We start from the raw sequence: 19,383 nt of genomic DNA, 5'->3' as shown, positions 1-19,383 counted from the left end.
GATTATTCAGAGTCCTCGAAAATGCATTCGCATTTTCTTCGTGCGATGCTTATTCAAGGAAGATTATTCAAAGTCCTCGAAAATGCATTCGCATTTTCTTCGTGCGGTGTCTATTCGAGGAAGCAAATCTGTTCTCATTGCGGGGAGGTCGGGCCACAGGACGTGGTCAGACATGCGTTGCAACAGGACGTTGCCGCTTTTAGCCGGCCAGTTTGACGTCGCTAAGCGGGCGCTCTGCGCTTTTCTTATTGCAATGTTGGTGGATCTGAAAGGGAAGTTTGAACGATTTTAAACTTGAACAAAATTGTTTATTGGAATGTCTAGGAGTCTGACCGACGCAATACCACAACTCGTATAGCTGCTGTATGGCATGTTTAAACCGTAAAATTAGCGATAGATTTCATATTATGCTCCAAAAGTCATCGGACAGACTCCTAGACTCCTAGGCAGAGAAAACAACTCTATACGTTGAATAGCTTTTTCATTCGTTAGTGTAAATGTAAAACGTGAATTTTCCGCAAAAACCATTAATATCTTGACGAGAAGCGACATATTTCTTGGGAAATAAACGGATTTTTTGTCGGAAATCAAAAAAATTCTGTTGAGAAAAAGAAAATATTGTCTCTATCCCACATTTAAGTCCAGTCAAAGGCCTCCACTTTAAATTTCAAGTGAATAAGGAAAATAGGGGAGCCGGGGGGTCGCATGCTTCCGGAAGTGCTCGATATCGGTCACACAAGCATTGGCACACGTATTTAACTTGTGTTCCATTTATAATCAATAAAGGGTAACCACCATTAATTGAACTTATGTATCAGAACCGGGAAAGTCTTTATTTCATTAAGCTTTTTTGGAGGCTCAAATCGAATACGGGGGCGAATATTTTTAACAGGAAAGTTCCGCCAACTGTAAGGCCAACCGGCTCATACATATTCAACAGGTAAAAAGCAAATATTGACCAACGCTTTAAAATGAAAAAAATGCTTTAGAACTTGTCCTTATTGCTTTTTTTGTGCATATTCTAGTCCTTATAATAATAAACTGTTACAAAATTTAAGAAATTATTGGGCACTTTGGTTCCGCCTCATTGACAAGCGAAACCAAATTCCCTTCCCATTACTTAAAGTAAAATCATTTCAAAAGAGAGTGTTTGAGGTGAGGAATCGTATTTAAGCAGCTTAGATGGGGTTAGAGACATAATGAAAAATGAATCCGCAGAAAGTATCTACTTTCTGCCGCATAAAGTTTTAAAAAAATAATACATAAATGATGCTAAAAGTACGTTATAACCAATCAAGTTCTAAACGAACCGTTCTTTATGCGGAGGAAGCAGTAATTCGATGGAGCAAGCGCGTGTCTCATTTCACACTTCTCACATCCAAATCAAGGAGGCGAGTGGTGTGCACGATTACATCAAAGAAAGGACGATCAAGATTGGGAAATATATCGTGGAGACGAGAAAAACGGTTCGCGTTATAGCGAAGGAGTTTGGCGTATCCAAAAGTACCGTTCATAAAGACTTAACAGAAAGATTGCCAGAAATAAACCCTGAATTAGCGAATGAAGTGAAAGAAATATTAGACTATCATAAGTCAATTCGTCACTTACGGGGAGGAGAAGCAACAAAAATGAAATATAAAAAAGGAACCTCTGAAGAGCCGGTTTTAGAGAAATAATTTTCACTTTTTACTTGTTGGGGATATCAGATGATTATAATGCAAGTATTTTCATGCCGATTTTAGAAAAATAATTTCGTTTTTCACTCGATGGATCCATTTCTCTTTAGAAGACCATGATATATAAAGATAGGTCTCCAACTTGGATCCTTATTTCAAATTGAAGCAGTCAACCTGTTAAGGAACACTCATTACCAGTGGATACCCGGGTAAAGAGGATGACTAATAAAGTCATCTTTTCCTAGTTTTTTTACAAATTGATAAAAAAACGACAAAAAGTAAAAAAAATGACATAGGTCCTCCATATTTCAACTTATTTATGGTAGAATATGCAATTAGAAAGCGTTTTGAACGGGAAAATTAAGGAGGATATTTTATGTTGGCCAGAGATATTGGAATCGATTTAGGAACAGCTAATGTACTTATCTATGTAAAAGGAAAAGGGATTGTACTGAATGAACCGTCAGTTGTCGCCATTGATTTGAATACGAACAAAGTATTAGCTGTTGGTGAAGAAGCAAGAAGAATGGTTGGGAGAACACCCGGTAATATTGTTGCAATTCGTCCGTTAAAAGATGGTGTAATTGCAGATTTTGCCGTCACTGAACAAATGTTAAAATACTTTATCAACAAGTTGAATGTAAAAGGATTTTTATCAAAACCACGAATTTTAATTTGTTGTCCAACGAATATTACAAGTGTTGAGCAAAAGGCGATTCGCGAAGTAGCTGAAAAAAGCGGCGGAAAAAAAGTTTATTTGGAAGAAGAACCAAAAGTGGCAGCAATTGGAGCAGGTATGGACATTTTCCAACCAAGCGGGAATATGGTGATCGATATCGGTGGCGGTACTTCAGACATTGCTGTTCTTTCTATGGGCGATATTGTCACATCCGCATCAATTAAAACGGCAGGGGATAAATTTGATTTGGAAATTCTCCAGTATATTAAAAAGAAATATAAATTGTTAATTGGAGAACGAACAGCAGAAAGTATTAAAATCAACGTAGGTACAGTGTTTGAAAATTCACGCAATGAAGAAATGGACATTCGTGGCCGCGATCTTGTTTCAGGCCTGCCACGAACAATAACGATAAATTCGGCTGAAATCGAATCTGCTTTAAGGGAATCGGTTGCAGTTATTGTTCAAACGGCAAAAAGTGTACTTGAAAAAACACCTCCTGAACTATCGGCAGACATTATTGATCGCGGGGTTATTTTAACCGGTGGCGGGGCTTTACTTCATGGAATTGATACGTTATTGGCAGAAGAATTAAAAGTACCGGTATTTATTGCCGATAACCCGATGGATTGTGTTGCAGTCGGTACGGGCATTATGCTGGACAATATTGATAAAATTGATCGCCGCAGTTTGATTTAAAAAAAGGCCCGAATAGCGCCAAATCTGGGCAATAAAATAAAAACGGGAACATATCCAATGATTAGCACTCAAAAAGATTTTACGCAAAATTAGTATTAACTATATTTAATACGTGACATTTAAGCGTAAATTTTTTAGAAAATAGGCTTTTGGTGTGCTAGCCGTTCTATGGGTTTGTTCCGTTTTTTATTATCCGAAACTGTTCATAACATAAATGTATAGCTCTTTAGGACCTGTTAAAAAATGTCAAGTGTTATTGAAAAATAATAATGTCCAAAGTGGGAAAATCGTTTATAATAAGATAAGCAAGGATTTTTATTTTGTTTAGCTAAACTGCTTTTTCAATATAAATGGAGCGCTAACACTATTTATTCATATATTTCTTAAAAATGGTAAGAGGAGTGGGGGACTTGTTTAGAGGCTTTTACACGGTTGCTTCCGGAATGCTGGCACAACAAAGAAGAACCGAGATGTTGACCAATAACATGGCGAATATAAATACGCCCGGATACAAGGCGGATCAATCATCTGTCCGTGCTTTCCCTGATATGTTAATCCAAAAAATGGAGTCACCTGATGTTCCGGGCAACTCAGTAGCAACAACTATGACGCCTGTCGGTCGGTTAAATACCGGTGTTTACATACAAGACATTACACCAAATTTTAAACAAGGTGACTTGACCCAAACGAGCTTGAACACGGATTTGGCCTTAAATCATATAACGATGCCGCTGAATCAAAATGGGGTTCAAGGCAGTGTCTTTTTTACCGTGCAAAATCCCGATGGCGGTGTCCAATATACGCGGAACGGAAATTTTACGATTGACGGAGCGGGATTTTTAACAGCGGCAACCGGACAATATGTACTGGATACATACGGTAATCCCATTGCCTTGGTTAATGATTCCTTTACTGTAACAGAAGATGGCTGGGTTCAACAAAATGGACAAAATGTTGCCCGCTTAGGAATAGCTTATGCTGAAAATCCCAATCTGTTAACGAAAACGAGTACCGGTTTATATCAAATGGACGGTGGGGCACTTCCATCTGCCTATGCAAATAATCAAGTCGCATTTTCGGTTAAACAAGGTTATATTGAACGATCCAATGTGGATGCGGCAGAAACAATGACTAACATGTTAACGGCTTACCGATCTTTTGAGGCTAATCAAAAAGTATTGCAAGCTTATGATCGCAGCATGGACAAAGCCGTCAATGAAATCGGAAAATTATAAGAAACTGGCGGTCAAAATCATGCCGTCCATGTTTGTTTTATCGGCTATACGATTAAGTTAAACAATTTTTTCCATAGAAATATATATGACAACTTCCCAACTTAACCCCTTTAAATCAGAGAAAAATGAGGTGAAATCATTGAATCGGATTTCAATTACGGCAAGCAACACCATGAACCAATTGCAAAAACAAATGGATACGATTGCCAATAATATTGCAAATTCACAAACGACGGGTTACAAAAAACAAAGAGCGACATTCGGTGAACTCATGTACCAGCAATATAATAACCAGCGAAATCTGGAAGAGGAAGTAAATCGGTTGACGCCGAACGGTATTCGGATTGGAACAGGTGCACGTGTTGCCCAAGTACAAACTGTTTTGACTTTGGGTTCAATCGTGCAAACTGGTCGCGCCTTAGACTTTGCTTTAACTGAACCAAATCAATTTTTTAAAGTGTTGGCTCCAAAAGGGAACGAAACGGCCGTCCATTATACCAGAGACGGATCGTTTTATTTGTCCCCGGTGAATGCAAATGAAGTCGGGCTTGTCACCAGTGAAGGTTATCAAGTACTTGATGAAAACAACAATCCAATTATTTTTAACAATAATTTACAAAATGTGAATTTGAATCCAAATGGAGAGATTGTTTTTTCTGACGAGGCTGGTAATAATGTGACTTTTAATCTGGGAATTGCTCAAATACATAAACCGCAAACGATGGCTCGGGTTGGTGATAACTTGATGACTTTGCCGGATAATATGGCGGAATTAGGTATAACAGAAGCTGATTTGTTGGAAAATCTTGCAGGAAATCTCCGCGGGCAAATTGGGTTAAAAAATCAGGCACTTGAACAATCTAATGTTGACATCGGTGAAGAAATGACGAATTTGCTACAGACACAAAGGGCTTATCAATTACAAGGAAGAGCGATCACGATTGCCGATCAAATGCAGGGATTGATTAATGGAATTCGGTAGATTTAAGATGATCATGTCTTGCCCAAAAACGGTTAAATGAAGAAATTTAATCGCTGGATTCGGTAAGCGTGTAGATTAAATAAAAAGATTAATCAATGGGATCCGGTAAGTTTGAGTGCTAAGTGCCCACATGTTTCGTTAGGTTCGGATTACATCAATGGGATTCGGGAAGACAGGGCTGTCGGATTGAATGAATTAATCACCCTATCTGTCAGAGTGAATTCTTTTATCGAGGGGATTGGACAGTTGTGGAAAATTTAGATGATCATAGAGAGACGCGAGAAGGACGAATTAAAAATCGTATAAGTGGAAAGAAAACCAAAAAAGACAATGAAGAAGAAAAGGCAGAAAAAAAGGAAAAGCGGCTCCGGACTCGGCTTATCCCGATATGGCTTCGACTCATCATTGTCCTGTTTTTAATATTGCTCCTTTTCTTTATTGGCGCCATGATTGGCTATGGTGTAATCGGTGATGGCAAGCCGACAGATGTATTTAAGAAATCAACATGGACCCATATTCTCGAAATTGTTAATGATGGTACAGGTTCAAAATGAATGAATTAACGGGGTTTTTTTCATGTAATGGAAATATATGAAATTGGGAGTGTTATTATGCTTGATATTAATGAAATCAAAAAAATTATTCCTCACCGCTATCCATTTTTAATGGTCGATCAGATTGTTGAACTGGAAGAGGAAAAGCGGGCAGTCGGTATTAAAAATGTTACGATCAATGAGCCGTTTTTCCAAGGTCATTTTCCGGACTACCCGGTCATGCCCGGTGTCTTAATTGTGGAAGCATTAGCTCAAGTTGGTGGAGTGGCGATGTTAAAAAAAGAAGAAAATCAAGGAAAACTGGGGTTGTTTGCCGGAATCGACAAATGCCGGTTTAAAAGGCAAGTTAAGCCGGGGGACCAATTGCGTTTGGAAGTGGAAATTTTGCGGTCACGGGGGCCAATCGTCAAGGGAAAGGGAATTGCTACAGTAAACGGTGAGGTTGCATGTGAAACTGAAATGATGTTTGCCATCCAATAAAAACGTTGGTGTAGAAAAAGAAGATAGAGAAAACCCGTAAAGGTCCGATAATTTCGATTCCCCTCACTGATTAAAATTTCAGCTTATTACAAGCAATGAAAAGGTTCAAACACACAAACGCCTTCTTTTACCTTTGGATGAAATTGCCTAATTGTTATGCAAATTTTTTTTTGATTTGGGCAACCTAACATCAGACCTGATTTTAGGTCAAAATTATCTAAAGGTAGAAAGGAGAAAAGAAATGGATCGTTTCTTGAAAATAATTGGTAGTACATTGCTTGCATCGGTCCTTTTAATGGGATGTGCTAATAATGATGATGATAACGACCCTGCACCGCCGGATAATGATGTAACGGACAGAAATGACAATAACAATGGAACGGATAATAATGACGCAAATGATGATAACAATGTAATTGATGAAGATAACAATGACACAGGTAATGGTGGTAACTTAGACGGCGATAACAACGGTAATAATGGGGTCAATAATAACGGAACAAATAACAACGGCAACAACAATAACGGGACAAATAACACCCGAACAGATAATAACAATAATAACAATGGTACCGAAGATTTATTAGAAGATAGAAAAGATATCCAAGATAACGATACAAAAGATGAGTAAGTAGAATAAATAAGACAGGGGCAAATATGTCATCCCTGTCTTATGTTTATTTTTTTGAGGGTCTGCCTACCTTGTTTTTCTTTGTTCTTATTTCTTCTTTAAAAGCAAGTAATAGTTCATTGCCACTTAGTCCTTTATCTAAAAGGAGACCCAATAATTGTTCAGCATAGCCTCTTGAGCGGCTTAAAGTTCCCTCCAACAAAATGCTTACATATTCATCAACTACTTTTGAATTAATCACATTGACAAGAAAAGTTGCGGGATCATTTTCGGCTTTTGTAATGATTACATTGACCGGAAATTTGTCCTGTGGTTGGTAATTCTCAAAAACGGAAAAATAGGTTCGCTCAATAAAAAGTTCAATTAGCCATGTATTCTTTTCATTTTCTTTGTTTATAATCAAAGCATCAATGAAAGGAATTTGGATCGTCTCATCGTTTTTATCTACCAGTTGAAAAGAAATCAACTTAAATGTCTTCAAAAACATCAGCCTCCCCGCAAAATTCTGTTATTCACATTTTACCATGATAAATATTGAAGTACTAGTCAGAATAAGGAGTAAAATTTTACTAATTATATAAGTAAAAAATTAACTTGCAGAAAGAGCTATAAATACCATTTTTCCACTTATAGACACCATTTTTATAAAAATAAAGCCCATTTTTCAAGTAAAACATAGTAAAAAATAGGTAAAAAGCACATATAACTGGCAAATCAAAATTTTACAACATAATAAAATTGTCCTATGATTATAGTAACAAATTGATTGGAGGTGAAAAGTTGATTAACCAGGTAACATTGGTAGGAAGACTGACGAGGGACCCGGAATTGAAATTAACGCAAGAAGGGGTTGCCTTAACAAATATTACGCTGGCAGTGAATCGAAATTATCGGTCCACGAGCGGCAGTATTGAAACAGATTTTGTTCAGTGCACACTCTGGCGGCGAGCAGCAGAGAACACCGTACAATATTGCCAAAAGGGTTCGATCATTGGAATTATTGGCCGAATCCAGACGCGAAATTACGAAAATAGTGAAGGGAAAAGGGTTTATGTTACGGAAGTTGTTGCTGATAGTGTCCGCTTTTTGGGAGGCAGGCCGGCAGAGGACAAGGAAATCGCCGCAACAAATGCATAAGTTCCTTTAAATTCCATTAAGGAGGTGATTGCTGAAAAAAAGAAAAGGAATCATAGACGAAAGGGATCTAATTGCTTTCAAAATGCAATTACAGAACGATAATGAAAATGTAAGAAAAAATCAAGAGAGAAGGATTATGTAAAGCGAGAGGTTTTGGAAGTAAAAGACAAATAGACCGATGTGTTGCTTGAAGGATTTATGATGAAAACCTATGAAAACTTATGATTTTCGTCAAGGCCATGATATTGGAGTCGATTTGTTGGAGAAAGTTGTATCTTACAAAACTATAGACTAAATGGATAGTATGATACTGTCTTAAAAAGGGAGATATTCGTAGCAGTTTGAATTTTATAGTGTAAAGAAAATTGACAGGGCAGAATCTTTAACAGTATTGTAAACAATTCTGTGGAGGTGACTATGTCAACAAGATTTGAGAATTATTTTCAGCTGGAGGAGATGATTCAGCTTCTGATTCGAATTGTAGGAAAATCGAATGAAAAGATTATGAATTTAGAAGAAAAATTAAAACAACTGGAAGATATCGTAATCGAATCAGGAGAGGGAAACATACAAAATAAGTAAGGAATAAGGTTAAAAAAGCGGATGTAAGCAGAAACGATGATGGATGAACAACTAAAAAGTGATATGGATTGTTAAAAGGTAAATAGGACATCATCACTTCTTGAATAATAAATCTTTTCGGGGATGGTAAAGATTTATTATCAACAATGTTGCATGGAAAAGAAAACAGCAAGGAAATTCTTCATTCGGTCACTACTCTGACCAATGAAGCCCCTTGCCGCTCAAAAGAAGGAATAGAGTTAAAACTATCATACCACAGGTATAAATCAAAGAAAAGCACATACTTATCGCTACAAAAAAGCCACATACAATTCTTTTCAAAAAACCGGTTTTGGGGAAAACCGGTTTTTTCTTACAGAATAAGAAAGTATAAAAATACAAGTGAATAACTTGGGATTAGTTTTATTGTCTAGCTCCGGTCTCCTTGCGCCTTTCTTAGTGTGAGCTAGGATTTATTCTTTTGAAACAAAAATGCAAAAACTTGTAAAGTGTCCAAAAAACATTTAAAAAAATTGAAGGATTTTTAAAATTTTTGTCGAATAGTTTTCATAAAATCCCTCTAAAGATTTTCCTTCCTTCATCGTTTTTTTACTGTACTAAGCATCCTAATTTTTTTCAAAGTGACCGAAAATTCCGCTATATTCATTGAAGCCAAAATTTTGTATAATAAAAATGAAAGGAACGAGTTAAGTTACGTATGGTTTATAAACTTCCGATTTTTTGGCTCAAACCAAAAAATGATTTTGTTTAAGAATTAAGAAAGTATAAAAATAAAAGTAAATAACTTGGGATTAGTTTTATTGTCTAGCTCCGAGCGCCAGCGACTGAGAAACCAGCTCCGCTTTCATGTGCTCCTGTGCCATAGTAGACTATTCGAGGAAGCAACTCTGTTCTCATTGCGGGAGGTCGGGCCACAGGACGTGGTCTGACATGCGTTGCAAAAGGACGTTGCGCTTTTTGCCGGCCAGTTTGTACGTCGCAAATAGGCCCGACTCTCGCTTTTCCTTATTCCAACTTCAAAATATCATACAAATCTTCATCGGACATATCGGCGAGCCATTGATCACTTTGGATAATCTGGTCGTTTAACGTTTGCTTTTTCTCCAGCATGGCGTCAATTTTTTCCTCAAGCGTTCCGGTCGTAATAAATTTATGGACATGAACAAATTTTGTCTGCCCAATGCGGTAGGCTCGGTCGGTTGCCTGATTTTCAACAGCAGGGTTCCACCAGCGATCATAGTGAATTACATGGTTTGCCGCCGTTAAGTTCAGTCCAGTGCCGCCAGCCTTTAATGATAGCAACAAAATCGGAAATTCACCCTTTTGAAAGTTGTTTATTAACGTGTCCCGCTGCTGTTTGCTCGTTGAACCGTTCAAAAACGGCACCTTTAATCCGTAACGGGCTTCCAAAACAGATTGAATCATTTCCCCCATACCAATATATTGCGTGAAAATCAGGCCGCTTTCGTTTTGATCCATGACCGTGTCGAACAGTTCAACTAATTTTTCCAGCTTCGTTGAACGTTCGATTAATTCTTCGCCACGTGCCTGGTGTTCTTTTAAAAAGAGGGCAGGATGATTACAGAGCTGCTTCAGCATACTAAGCAATTTCAGCACATAGCCTTTCCGTTCAAAACCGGACAGGGTAGCTAGACGGTCAAACGTATCTTTGACGATTTGCTCATATAGGCTTGCTTGTTCAACAGTAAGTGGGCAATATTCCTTTTGCTCAATTTTATCAGGCAAATTGAGCGCCACTTCTTCATCATTTTTCGTACGTCGCAACAGAAACGGTCGGATGAGCTTTTGCAACTCCTGAATTTTTTCCTTATTATCTTGTCGTTCAATCGGCAGAACAAAACGTTGTTGGAAGCGGGTGAGACTGCCAAGATAACCTTTATTGATAAAATCAAAAATCGACCAAAGCTCAGTTAAACGGTTTTCCATCGGTGTGCCGGTTAAAGCAATATGATGGTAGCCCTTCAATTTGCGAATGGCGCGCGATTGCTTGGTTGCGGCATTTTTTATATTTTGTGCTTCATCTAAAATGATCGCTTCCCATTTTAGTGAAGAAAGTTCTTCAAAATCCAAGTGTGACAAGCCATAAGTTGTCAAAACCACATCATATGAGTGCTCACCGGTTAATGTTTCGATAAATTGTTCAGCTTTTAACCGACTTGCTCCGTAATGTAAGTATACATGAAGATCTGGTGAAAATCGTTCCAGCTCTTTTTGCCAGTTACCAAGCACCGAGGTCGGACATATGATTAAGCTTGGACCGGACGCCGGATTGTTCTCCTTTACAAGCAACAAATAGGCAATCAACTGAATCGTCTTACCAAGCCCCATATCATCGGCTAAACAGGCCCCGAAACCATATTGCCGTAAAAAATAAAGCCAGTTCATCCCTTTTTTCTGATACGGACGGAGCTCACCTTGGAAGCTCGTCGGCACTTCCAAATTCGGAATATCGGTTAAATCGGTTAAGGAGTGAACAAAATTCCTTAATTTCGGGTGCAATTCAATTTGAATACGGGAAAAAATTCGCTGATCATTGTCCTCATCAAGCGAATCCGGCTCCTCATTGTCGCCGCCGTACAGCAATTGCTGCTCAATAAAATCTTGAACCCGCATCCCTTCTTTTTCTGCCTTTTCCATAATCGATTGCATTTTTTTAATAAAAGCAGGGTCAAGCTTCATCCATTGTCCGCCAACATTAATCAGGCGGCGATTTTCCTCAACCAGTTTGCGGAATTCAGCTTCTGACAGATCGACCCCGGCCATAGAAACCCGCCATTCATAATCAAGTAAAGCATTCAAGCCAACAAAGGACGGCCCGCCGGAACTCGATTTTACCCTGGCCTTTAAGCGCATATTGGCATTTTTTAACGCTTCCCACCAAGACGGCAAAAGAATATCAATACCGAGAAGCAATAGTTTTTCACTGGCATTGGTCAAAAACGCCCAAGCCTCATCCTCCGTCAGTTCTTCCTTTACAATCGGGGGAGCTGAAAGATTAGCATTGTTCATTTTCTCTTGTTCACTGTCTTTGTAATATTCATTTGCCAACCAAGGAATCAGCCTTGCTATCCGTTTTTGTTCGGCGACGACTTCATCAAGATGCAGTTCCCACTTTTTCGGCAGCCGTTTTTTGCCTCGTTTCGTCGGGTTGAAGACAACGACTGTTTCCGGCTTCTTTACATCCCGCAATACCGTTGTCAGCTGCCACATTTCACCGTCTTCATGCGGTTCCTCAAGATGAAGTCCGATTTTAAACGGTAAGTCTGTCTCACTGGCGCCAATCCATTGCAAAAATTTTTTTTCATCAAAAAATAAGGAAGCATCGAGCCCGTCGGCAATAGCATTTTGCAACAAATCTTTTCGTTCCCGCCACTGTTTTCCTAATTTCGGCACCCGTGATAAATACGATTCCACCCCATTATGGAATAAATGTTGCACAAACTCCTTCATCCGTACCGGTTCGCCACCAACATCTTCATCATGATCAACAAAAAGCTCAGTCACCTGTGTTTCCCAAAATTCCGGCAAAAACTCATACCAAACTTGATCCGGAACTTCCCAGCGAAACTCCCCGTTTTTCCAACTTTCAAAATCCGGTTTAAAGCGTTTTTCCACAATGGTTTCATAAATAACAGGGGAAATGGCTAAGAGCGAGTTGGCAAGTTCATCAAACTCCCATTGAATAAACTGGTTAAATGGTTCGGTTCCGAATAACTCAAGGGTCTCAAATGAATCCAATAGAACACCATCAATGGCAATGGTTCGGTTTCCAATTTGAAAGTGCACGGTAGTCGCGTTTAATTTCGAGCCGTAAAAACTGCTTTCATGCCATTGAAACAGTGGGAAAGTCCAAGCAGGAAGCGGAACACCGGGTTCACCGTTTTCAAAAGCGTACAGAAAGAAATTTCCCTCTTTCAATTGAATACAATTAATTTCAAGCTGTTTCATTTTCAACATTGATTAACTTACCCCTTTGACACTCTTCTTGAAATGCTCGAAGTCGCTTTGTTTCATGCAAAAGTTGTTCAAAGTAGACTTCCCATTTTTCTTCCTTTTTCAACTTTTTATAAATTGTTCGCAGCTTTTTTAAATGGCGCACGGCCTCTTTATAGCTTTGTCGGTTTTTTTGATCGATTGCCATCTGGACTTTTCGATGATAGTAGGGAAGAAGGTATTGCGGTTCCTCCTTTTGAATCGTCCGTAAAATATCGCTGCTCAAATAACCAAAGTTGGAAAGTTGGGCAAACTCGATCAATTTACCGTACTCTTTCCGTTCAAAATAAAAGTATGATAATTCTCTAGTCGCAAAAGGATACATGGCAATTAAAAGTTGCTCATATAAATCGTATCTGCCCGTTTCTTTGGCAAATTGATGAAAGACTGTATCAATTGAGTAGAAAAATTTTTGCTTAAGCGAATAACTAATTGTATCTAAATAATCTTTTATATGTTCGATTAAGAATTGGGCTAATTTTGTAAAGCCGTTCCAATTTTTCCCAGCAAAATAATAATCCATGAACAGAAGGAGATAAGATAAATAATTGCTGCCGATATTTTTTAATAAAGCTAATGATTCTTCTACCCGGCCGGACAAAAAAAGTTGGAACATATAAGCAAATTGCCAGGAAGAAGCATTTGCACCTTTTCTCGCCGTCTTTTCCGCAAAATCAAGCTCCTCGTTTCGTAATTGTGGACGGGTAAATAGAGATTTCCATACATACCAGTATATTTGCAAGATTTCATGTTTAAAGGCACCTTCTAAAAACAGCAATTCCCTTACATCCAACCGAAGTTTTTCGCAAATCGGGTCATAGGAAAAAGGCATCGGACTCGGTAAATGTTTCAATGCGTTTTGAATATCGGCGTAAATAATTTCGAACAGCTGCCTGCAAGTATCTTCAATCTCCTGGTAGCTGTAGCGGCTCGACTCAAACCAATTCTGTAAATTTTGCAGAAGACGGACATTCACGACAATTTTATACAGGCTGTGTTGTTCTCTCCTTACTTTATACAGATCATCCCGATTCAATTTTTTTAAAATCATCAATCCGTATAAATTTACTAAGTATGGTGGTAATGATTTCTTTTTCAATATGTCATTTTTAAAAAGTTCATCTGTATATTCAACCCAACGATGATAATGATCACTCATTAAAAATACTCCTTTCCCAGATGGAATTTTCACTCCATTGTCCGGGGGTTTTTCACAATCAAACACAATCCATATTCTTTTATTATAGCAATTTAGGGTGAAGGAAAGAAGGGGGGACTGAATTGTTTAGTCATGATAGGAGTAGAACTCGGTAAATTGTATCTGATTTGACTAAGGGGGATTATGTCAAGAGTTGGATATAATGCCTAATTCCGGTAAGTTTTTAAAGTCTTCGCCGGAAAGCAAACCTCTCCGGCGAATAGTTGAAGTTTCCACGTCTTATTGAAAAAATTAAACGAGCATACCGGAAAGACTCATCTTTGGCGCCCATTCTTATTTTCAAAAATTAAACCAGCATACCAAGAAAGATAGGGGTAATAAATGCTTCCACGATTGCCGCAATGACCAGCAATGGAACGCAAACAAACACAAAGGTCTTTATACTATTCGTGGCACAATTTTTAAATGAAAATCGTGCATCATTAATTTTTCGGAAAATCCCGATTGATAGATAAAAAGCAAGGGTTCCGGCGAGGATGATGGCAGGGATTTCAAAGATTCCATGTGGGATGATCCCTGCGAACAACATAGGCAAAATTGCTTGTCCAGTCAATTTCATATAAGCAAACATAATCCCCATAATGGCACTGTTCATCACAATAATGCCGATTGCCGGTAAAAAAATTGGCAAAAACCCGGTTACAAACAATAGTAAGCAAGCCATTGTATTATTTTTAAACAAACCGATGGCCAATTCAATTGCAGATGTATCCGGATCAATTAAGTCTTTTTCCTCAAACATTTTCGACACTTGCTTCATGAGCGTTGTTACAAGTGCCTCATTTTTCAGCATAAAAAAATACACCGCAACATTGCTTAAGATAAACAAAATGAGAAGCCCGACAAATAATTTCCAATAAGATTGTTTAAAAAGATTCCATTGCTCAAGATAAACTTTTTTCAAAAAATAACCTCCTTACAACACTTCTTTTTTCATTATACTTGAAATTGCCCAAATTCATCCTTTTTGTGCACACATTTTAAAAATTTTTTGGGTTGTTGTTAACAAAGTTTTATGAGGGAGGGAATCGTGAAGAGTTATTCGTCAAACTTTAAAAGGCTGAGTCTGTCTAAGTAAAAAATATTGTCAAAAACGGCCTCTACCCGGACTTTTTATAAGCAAAAAAAGCGGGGTTGTCTATGTCCCCGCTCAAAAAATCAATGATCCATTTCCATTTGATTTAATAAGTCCTTCATAAATGCAATTACTTCATCATGCAAGTCCTCATGCTTTAAAGCAAATTCAATGGTTGTTTTGACAAAGCCGATTTTTTCCCCGACATCGTACCGTTTTCCTTCAAACTGGTAGGCAAAAACACGTTGAATTTTGTTTAACTGCTGAATCGCATCCGTTAATTGAATTTCTCCGCCAGCACCAACCTCTTGCTTATCTAAAAAGATAAAAATTTCCGGAGTTAAAATATAACGTCCGATAATGGCAAGATTGGAAGGAGCGGTACCGGGTGCCGGCTTTTCAACAAAGTTTTTCACTTGATACAATCTTCCCTCATGAGTTAACGGATCGATAATCCCGTATCTATGCGTTTCACTCTCCGGTACTTCTTGGACCCCGATGATTGACGACAATGTTTCATCATATTGATTGATTAATTGTTTTAAGCAAGGGACATCGTTTTGAACAATATCGTCACCAAGCAAAACAGCAAACGGTTCATCACCGATAAAATTCCGGGCACACCAAACCGCATGTCCTAACCCTTTTGGTTCTTTTTGCCGGATATAGTGAATATTAGCCAATTCAGATGAATATTGCACTTTTTCCAACATCTCAAATTTACCCTTATCGGCAAGATTTTTCTCCAGCTCCGGAACGCGGTCAAAATGATCCTCAATGGCCCGTTTCCCTTTTCCGGTAACAATAATAATATCCTCAATGCCGGATTCGACAGCTTCCTCAATAATATATTCAATAGTCGGCCGGTCCACAATCGGGAGCATTTCTTTTGGCATTGCCTTCGTTGCCGGCAAAAAACGTGTTCCAAGACCTGCTGCAGGGATAATTGCTTTTCTGACTTTTTTCATGATCGTTCCTCCAAAAAACTTTTTTCAATGATTGTGTAACCCTTAGCATATTCATTCGTCTAATTATCGGAATCAAAAGTTGTAGGTGGTTAACCCCTAAAAATTTCGAACCATCATTCCGCATACCGCTAACATATGGAAAAAATGTTTACCTGTATTCCCCAACACAAGTGGAATAAGTCGAAAATTGTTGATTGTGTTGTAACAAGCTCTATATCTTCAAATGCGAAATATGGAGTTCTAAAAAACCTACGTACAAAGTAAAATATTTTGTATCGTACCCATAGTCTCGTGCAAATCTTGAGTACTTTCCCGTAAAACCTTTTTGATGCTAAACAGTGTGTAATTTATACTCTATATTATACATAATAAATTGAATGATTGCACATTGGCTCCGGCAAAAAATGTTTAATTCACAGATAACTTTAGAGGAAAAAAGTCAATTCATAAACCTACCAATTATAGAGTTCGCCAATTTTAACAAGATTTTAAAAAAAGTCATATAATCGTACTTTTAATTTAGCTTGATTTTTTATATAAAATCAATTATGATGATGTAGATTGGAAAATATAGAAAAAATTATATTAAATTTTAAACGGAAAGTAACTCTACCTGTAATATTAAACTATGATAACTGGAATCTATTAGGAGGACAATTGCATATGGTGTTCTTTATTGTACCAGTGATTACATGCTTTATTATTTCACTCCTATTAACACCGTTAGTAAAAAAACTAGCAATTAAAATTGGCGCTACTGACCAACCAAATGAAAGAAAAGTTCATACGAGAATTATGCCCCGTTTAGGCGGATTGGCAATATTTATTGGTTTTTTAATAGGATGTTACTTGTTTGTACCAAATGATCTCCAAATTTGGCCGATTATTGCAGGCGGAGTAGTAATTGCCTTAATCGGGATTTTGGATGATGTTTATGGGCTATCAGCAAAAATTAAATTTTTTGGGCAAATTTTTGCCGCTGCTATCCCGGTTTTGGGCGGAGTACAAATTGACTTTTTTGCAGTTCCAAATGGGGAATTTATTTACTTCGGTTGGTTTGCTATTCCACTTACTATTCTTTGGATCGTTGCAATCACGAATTCTATTAATCTTATAGATGGCTTGGATGGACTTGCGGCAGGGGTATCATCCATTGCAATCTTTACAATTAGTGCGATTTCCTTTATGATGGGTAATCCACTGGCACCGATTTTAGGGGTTGTATTATTGGGAAGCACATTAGGATTTCTAGTATTCAATTTCTATCCTGCGAAAATTTTCATGGGTGATACTGGCTCATTATTTTTAGGATATATGATCAGTATTTTGTCTGTCATTGGTCTTACAAAGAGTGCAGCATTTTTCTCGTTGATTATCCCGATGATTATTCTTGCTGTGCCGCTGATTGATACGGCGTTTGCGATTATTCGTCGCTTTGTACAGAAGAAACCATTGATGGCACCTGATAAATTCCATTTGCATCATAATATGCTTCGTTTAGGATTTACCCACTGTCAATCGGTTGTTTTAATCTATTTATTAAGTGGAATTTTTAGTTTAGCGGCGATTTTATTTACAAGGGCGACGATATGGGGTGCATCGTTTCTCATTGTCTTGTTATTAGTCTTTATTGAATTAATTGTAGAAGTGACAGGTTTAATCAGTGTGAAGTATCGCCCGTTACTAAACTTTATCGGTGGAAAAAAGGCTAATCATCATCAAAAGTAATAATAATTCTATTTATATAAAGCTGTTCCTGAATACGGGGAACAGCTTTTTTTGTTGGCACAAATAACTATTACATATAGCAAAGATTTTTAAAATCCATCATGTACAATTCGTTAGCGTGATAACTGTTGCATTTTAAACCCACCTCAATCTTTGTATTTTACGCAGTCGATAAATTCTAAATAACATTTCACATGAACAAAGCAAAAGAATGTTTAAATTTGTTTAATTAGAATCAAAATAAAAGTAAAATCATATTGTGATGAGGTTTACTATGTATGTATTTCATGATCCGATTTTACTGAAAAAATTAATTATAGCTTTCCTTATTTCATTTCTTACAACGTTCTTACTCATATATCCAATCATTAAGTTAGCGATTCGATTTAATATTATGGATATCCCGAATAAGAGAAAAGTAAATAAGGTGCCGATTCCACGTATGGGTGGTCTAGGGATTGTATTGGGAACGACTTTGGGATTGCTTTATTTACGACCGTTTCAAGAGCATCTGCTGGAAATTGCAATCGGAGCGTTCATTATTGTTATAACGGGATTACTGGATGACAAATTTTCCCTACCTCCACTCATAAAACTGGTCGGCCAATTAATTCCTGCCGTTATTTTAATTTTTGCCGGCATTGATATTGAGCGGATATCCCTACCATTTTTTGGAGTTGTAGAATTAAGTGTTCCTCTGCGTTTTGTTATTACTGCTATTTGGATTATCGGAATAACAAATGCGATTAATTTGATTGATGGACTGGATGGGTTGGCTTCCGGTGTATCGACCATTGCCTTGGCGAGCATTATGGTAATGGCTTTCTTGGATGGTCGATTATTTGTTATTTCCCTTTGTATTACGCTGATTGGAAGTAATCTCGGCTTTTTAATTCATAATTTCCATCCGGCGAAAGTTTATATGGGGGACACCGGATCGTTGTTTTTAGGTTACTCTATTGCGGTAATCTCCATCCTAGGTTTGTTTAAGAAAGTAACTTTATTAGGTTTTATCATTCCGGTAATTGTTTTGGCACTGCCGATTTTTGATACATTATTTGCGATTATCAGGAGAGCGAAAAACGGTGAAAAAATAATGAATCCGGATAAAAAGCATATCCATCATCAACTTCTTTCGATTGGGCTAAGTCATCGCCAAACGGTTCTTATGATGTATGGAATCAGTCTCATTTTCGGGATTTTAGGAATTGTTTTTTCAAGAGCATCTATGGGGCTGTTACTGTTTGTAGCTTTTCTTTTATTTGTCATAGTGTACATCTTAGCTGAATTGGTCGGTCTTGTGGGGAAAGGGAGGAAACCGATATTACACTTTTTTAATAAACTATTCTCCAAATTCAGGTTGAATAATACATCATAGTAACATCGCTCTATGGGACAAAATGGAGAGGAAAATGCTAAAAACTGTCTCATTGACCGGCGCTATGAGACAAAATGCAGGGCAAGAGAGTGAAAACTGTCCCATAGGAGAGGCCAGATTGGATTCTATGAGACAAAAGAGCAAGAAAAAAGCGAAAAACTGTCTCATAGAACGGAACTATGGGACAAAGTCTAGTTCATGAGAGTGAGAAATGTCTCATAGGGGAGGTCAGAATGGATTCTATGAGACAAAATGGCAAGAAAAAAGCGAAAAACTGTCTCATAGAACGGAGCTATGAGACAAAATGCAGGGCAAAAGAATGAAAACTGTCCCATAGGAGAGGCCA

Annotated in this window: 16 protein-coding genes; 11 read left to right on the top strand and 5 right to left on the bottom strand. The window is 37.7% G+C overall.

Annotation, left to right across the window (positions count from 1 at the left end; translation table 11 throughout):
• Positions 1-1,400 precede the first annotated feature (1,400 nt).
• The 7 genes from spoIIID (at position 1,401) to LIZ98_RS12845 (ending at position 6,936) form a co-directional block, all read left to right on the top strand.
• Positions 1,401-1,676: a sporulation transcriptional regulator SpoIIID gene (spoIIID, locus tag LIZ98_RS12875; protein WP_034773172.1), complete on the top strand. Its 276-nt coding sequence runs from the start codon at positions 1,401-1,403 to the stop codon at positions 1,674-1,676.
• 376 nt (positions 1,677-2,052) lie between these two features.
• A complete protein-coding gene (mreB, locus tag LIZ98_RS12870; RefSeq protein WP_227139860.1) occupies positions 2,053-3,054 on the top strand; it encodes a rod shape-determining protein in 1,002 nt (333 codons plus the stop codon).
• A 410-nt stretch (positions 3,055-3,464) separates the two neighbouring features.
• Complete coding sequence (locus LIZ98_RS12865) at positions 3,465-4,289, top strand: flagellar hook-basal body protein (protein WP_034773170.1); 825 nt, start codon at positions 3,465-3,467, stop codon at positions 4,287-4,289.
• Between the two features lie 130 nt (positions 4,290-4,419).
• Entirely contained in the window at positions 4,420-5,271 is an 852-nt protein-coding gene (locus LIZ98_RS12860; protein WP_309240457.1) for a flagellar hook-basal body protein, read from the top strand.
• A 248-nt stretch (positions 5,272-5,519) separates the two neighbouring features.
• Positions 5,520-5,825 (top strand): DNA-directed RNA polymerase subunit beta, encoded by a 306-nt coding sequence (locus LIZ98_RS18115; RefSeq protein WP_227139861.1) that lies wholly within the window; start codon positions 5,520-5,522, stop codon positions 5,823-5,825.
• 57 nt (positions 5,826-5,882) lie between these two features.
• Positions 5,883-6,305 carry a 3-hydroxyacyl-ACP dehydratase FabZ gene (gene fabZ, locus LIZ98_RS12850; RefSeq protein ID WP_034773167.1) on the top strand — a complete coding sequence of 141 codons (423 nt, stop codon included), beginning with the start codon at positions 5,883-5,885 and terminating at the stop codon, positions 6,303-6,305.
• A gap of 241 nt (positions 6,306-6,546) precedes the next feature.
• Entirely contained in the window at positions 6,547-6,936 is a 390-nt protein-coding gene (locus tag LIZ98_RS12845; RefSeq protein ID WP_216407195.1) for a hypothetical protein, read from the top strand.
• A 46-nt stretch (positions 6,937-6,982) separates the two neighbouring features.
• Here the strand turns inward: LIZ98_RS12845 and LIZ98_RS12840 are convergent, their stop codons facing one another.
• Positions 6,983-7,417 carry a YwpF family protein gene (locus LIZ98_RS12840; RefSeq protein ID WP_041902741.1) on the bottom strand — a complete coding sequence of 145 codons (435 nt, stop codon included), beginning with the start codon at positions 7,415-7,417 and terminating at the stop codon, positions 6,983-6,985.
• 299 nt (positions 7,418-7,716) lie between these two features.
• On the opposite strand from LIZ98_RS12840, the gene ssb reads away from it, so the two are divergent.
• Positions 7,717-8,073 carry a single-stranded DNA-binding protein gene (gene ssb / locus LIZ98_RS12835; RefSeq protein ID WP_041846678.1) on the top strand — a complete coding sequence of 119 codons (357 nt, stop codon included), beginning with the start codon at positions 7,717-7,719 and terminating at the stop codon, positions 8,071-8,073.
• Positions 8,074-8,490: 417 nt separating this feature from the next.
• The gene (locus LIZ98_RS12830) at positions 8,491-8,655 is read left to right on the top strand and encodes a hypothetical protein (RefSeq protein WP_156103279.1); all 165 of its coding nucleotides are present in this window, start codon (positions 8,491-8,493) and stop codon (positions 8,653-8,655) included.
• Between the two features lie 1,005 nt (positions 8,656-9,660).
• Here LIZ98_RS12830 and LIZ98_RS12825 read toward each other — a convergent pair.
• The 4 genes from LIZ98_RS12825 to galU form a co-directional block, all read right to left on the bottom strand.
• Complete coding sequence (locus LIZ98_RS12825; protein ID WP_227139862.1) at positions 9,661-12,633, bottom strand: DEAD/DEAH box helicase; 2,973 nt, start codon at positions 12,631-12,633, stop codon at positions 9,661-9,663.
• Positions 12,611-13,828, bottom strand: coding sequence for a hypothetical protein (locus tag LIZ98_RS12820; RefSeq protein WP_227139863.1), 1,218 nt, complete (start codon positions 13,826-13,828; stop codon positions 12,611-12,613). The genes LIZ98_RS12825 and LIZ98_RS12820 overlap by 23 nt, the downstream gene beginning before the upstream one ends.
• A 346-nt stretch (positions 13,829-14,174) precedes the next feature.
• Positions 14,175-14,792 (bottom strand): stage II sporulation protein M, encoded by a 618-nt coding sequence (locus LIZ98_RS12815; RefSeq protein ID WP_227139864.1) that lies wholly within the window; start codon positions 14,790-14,792, stop codon positions 14,175-14,177.
• 254 nt (positions 14,793-15,046) lie between these two features.
• Complete coding sequence (gene galU / locus LIZ98_RS12810) at positions 15,047-15,931, bottom strand: UTP--glucose-1-phosphate uridylyltransferase GalU (RefSeq protein ID WP_041902735.1); 885 nt, start codon at positions 15,929-15,931, stop codon at positions 15,047-15,049.
• A 663-nt stretch (positions 15,932-16,594) separates the two neighbouring features.
• Here galU and LIZ98_RS12805 point away from each other — a divergent pair.
• Positions 16,595-17,659, top strand: a complete 1,065-nt coding sequence (locus LIZ98_RS12805; RefSeq protein ID WP_227139865.1) for a glycosyltransferase family 4 protein — start codon at positions 16,595-16,597, stop codon at positions 17,657-17,659.
• A 274-nt stretch (positions 17,660-17,933) separates the two neighbouring features.
• The gene (locus LIZ98_RS12800) at positions 17,934-19,037 is read left to right on the top strand and encodes a glycosyltransferase family 4 protein (protein ID WP_227092405.1); all 1,104 of its coding nucleotides are present in this window, start codon (positions 17,934-17,936) and stop codon (positions 19,035-19,037) included.
• Positions 19,038-19,383 lie beyond the last annotated feature (346 nt).

It is taken from the genome of Caldibacillus sp. 210928-DFI.2.18 (genome assembly GCF_020554505.1).
In the GTDB taxonomy this organism is placed as follows: Bacteria; Bacillota; Bacilli; order Bacillales; family Caldibacillaceae; genus Caldifermentibacillus; species Caldifermentibacillus hisashii.
Note: the sequence above shows the minus strand (reverse complement) of the source record. Positions and strands in the feature narration are given on the sequence as shown.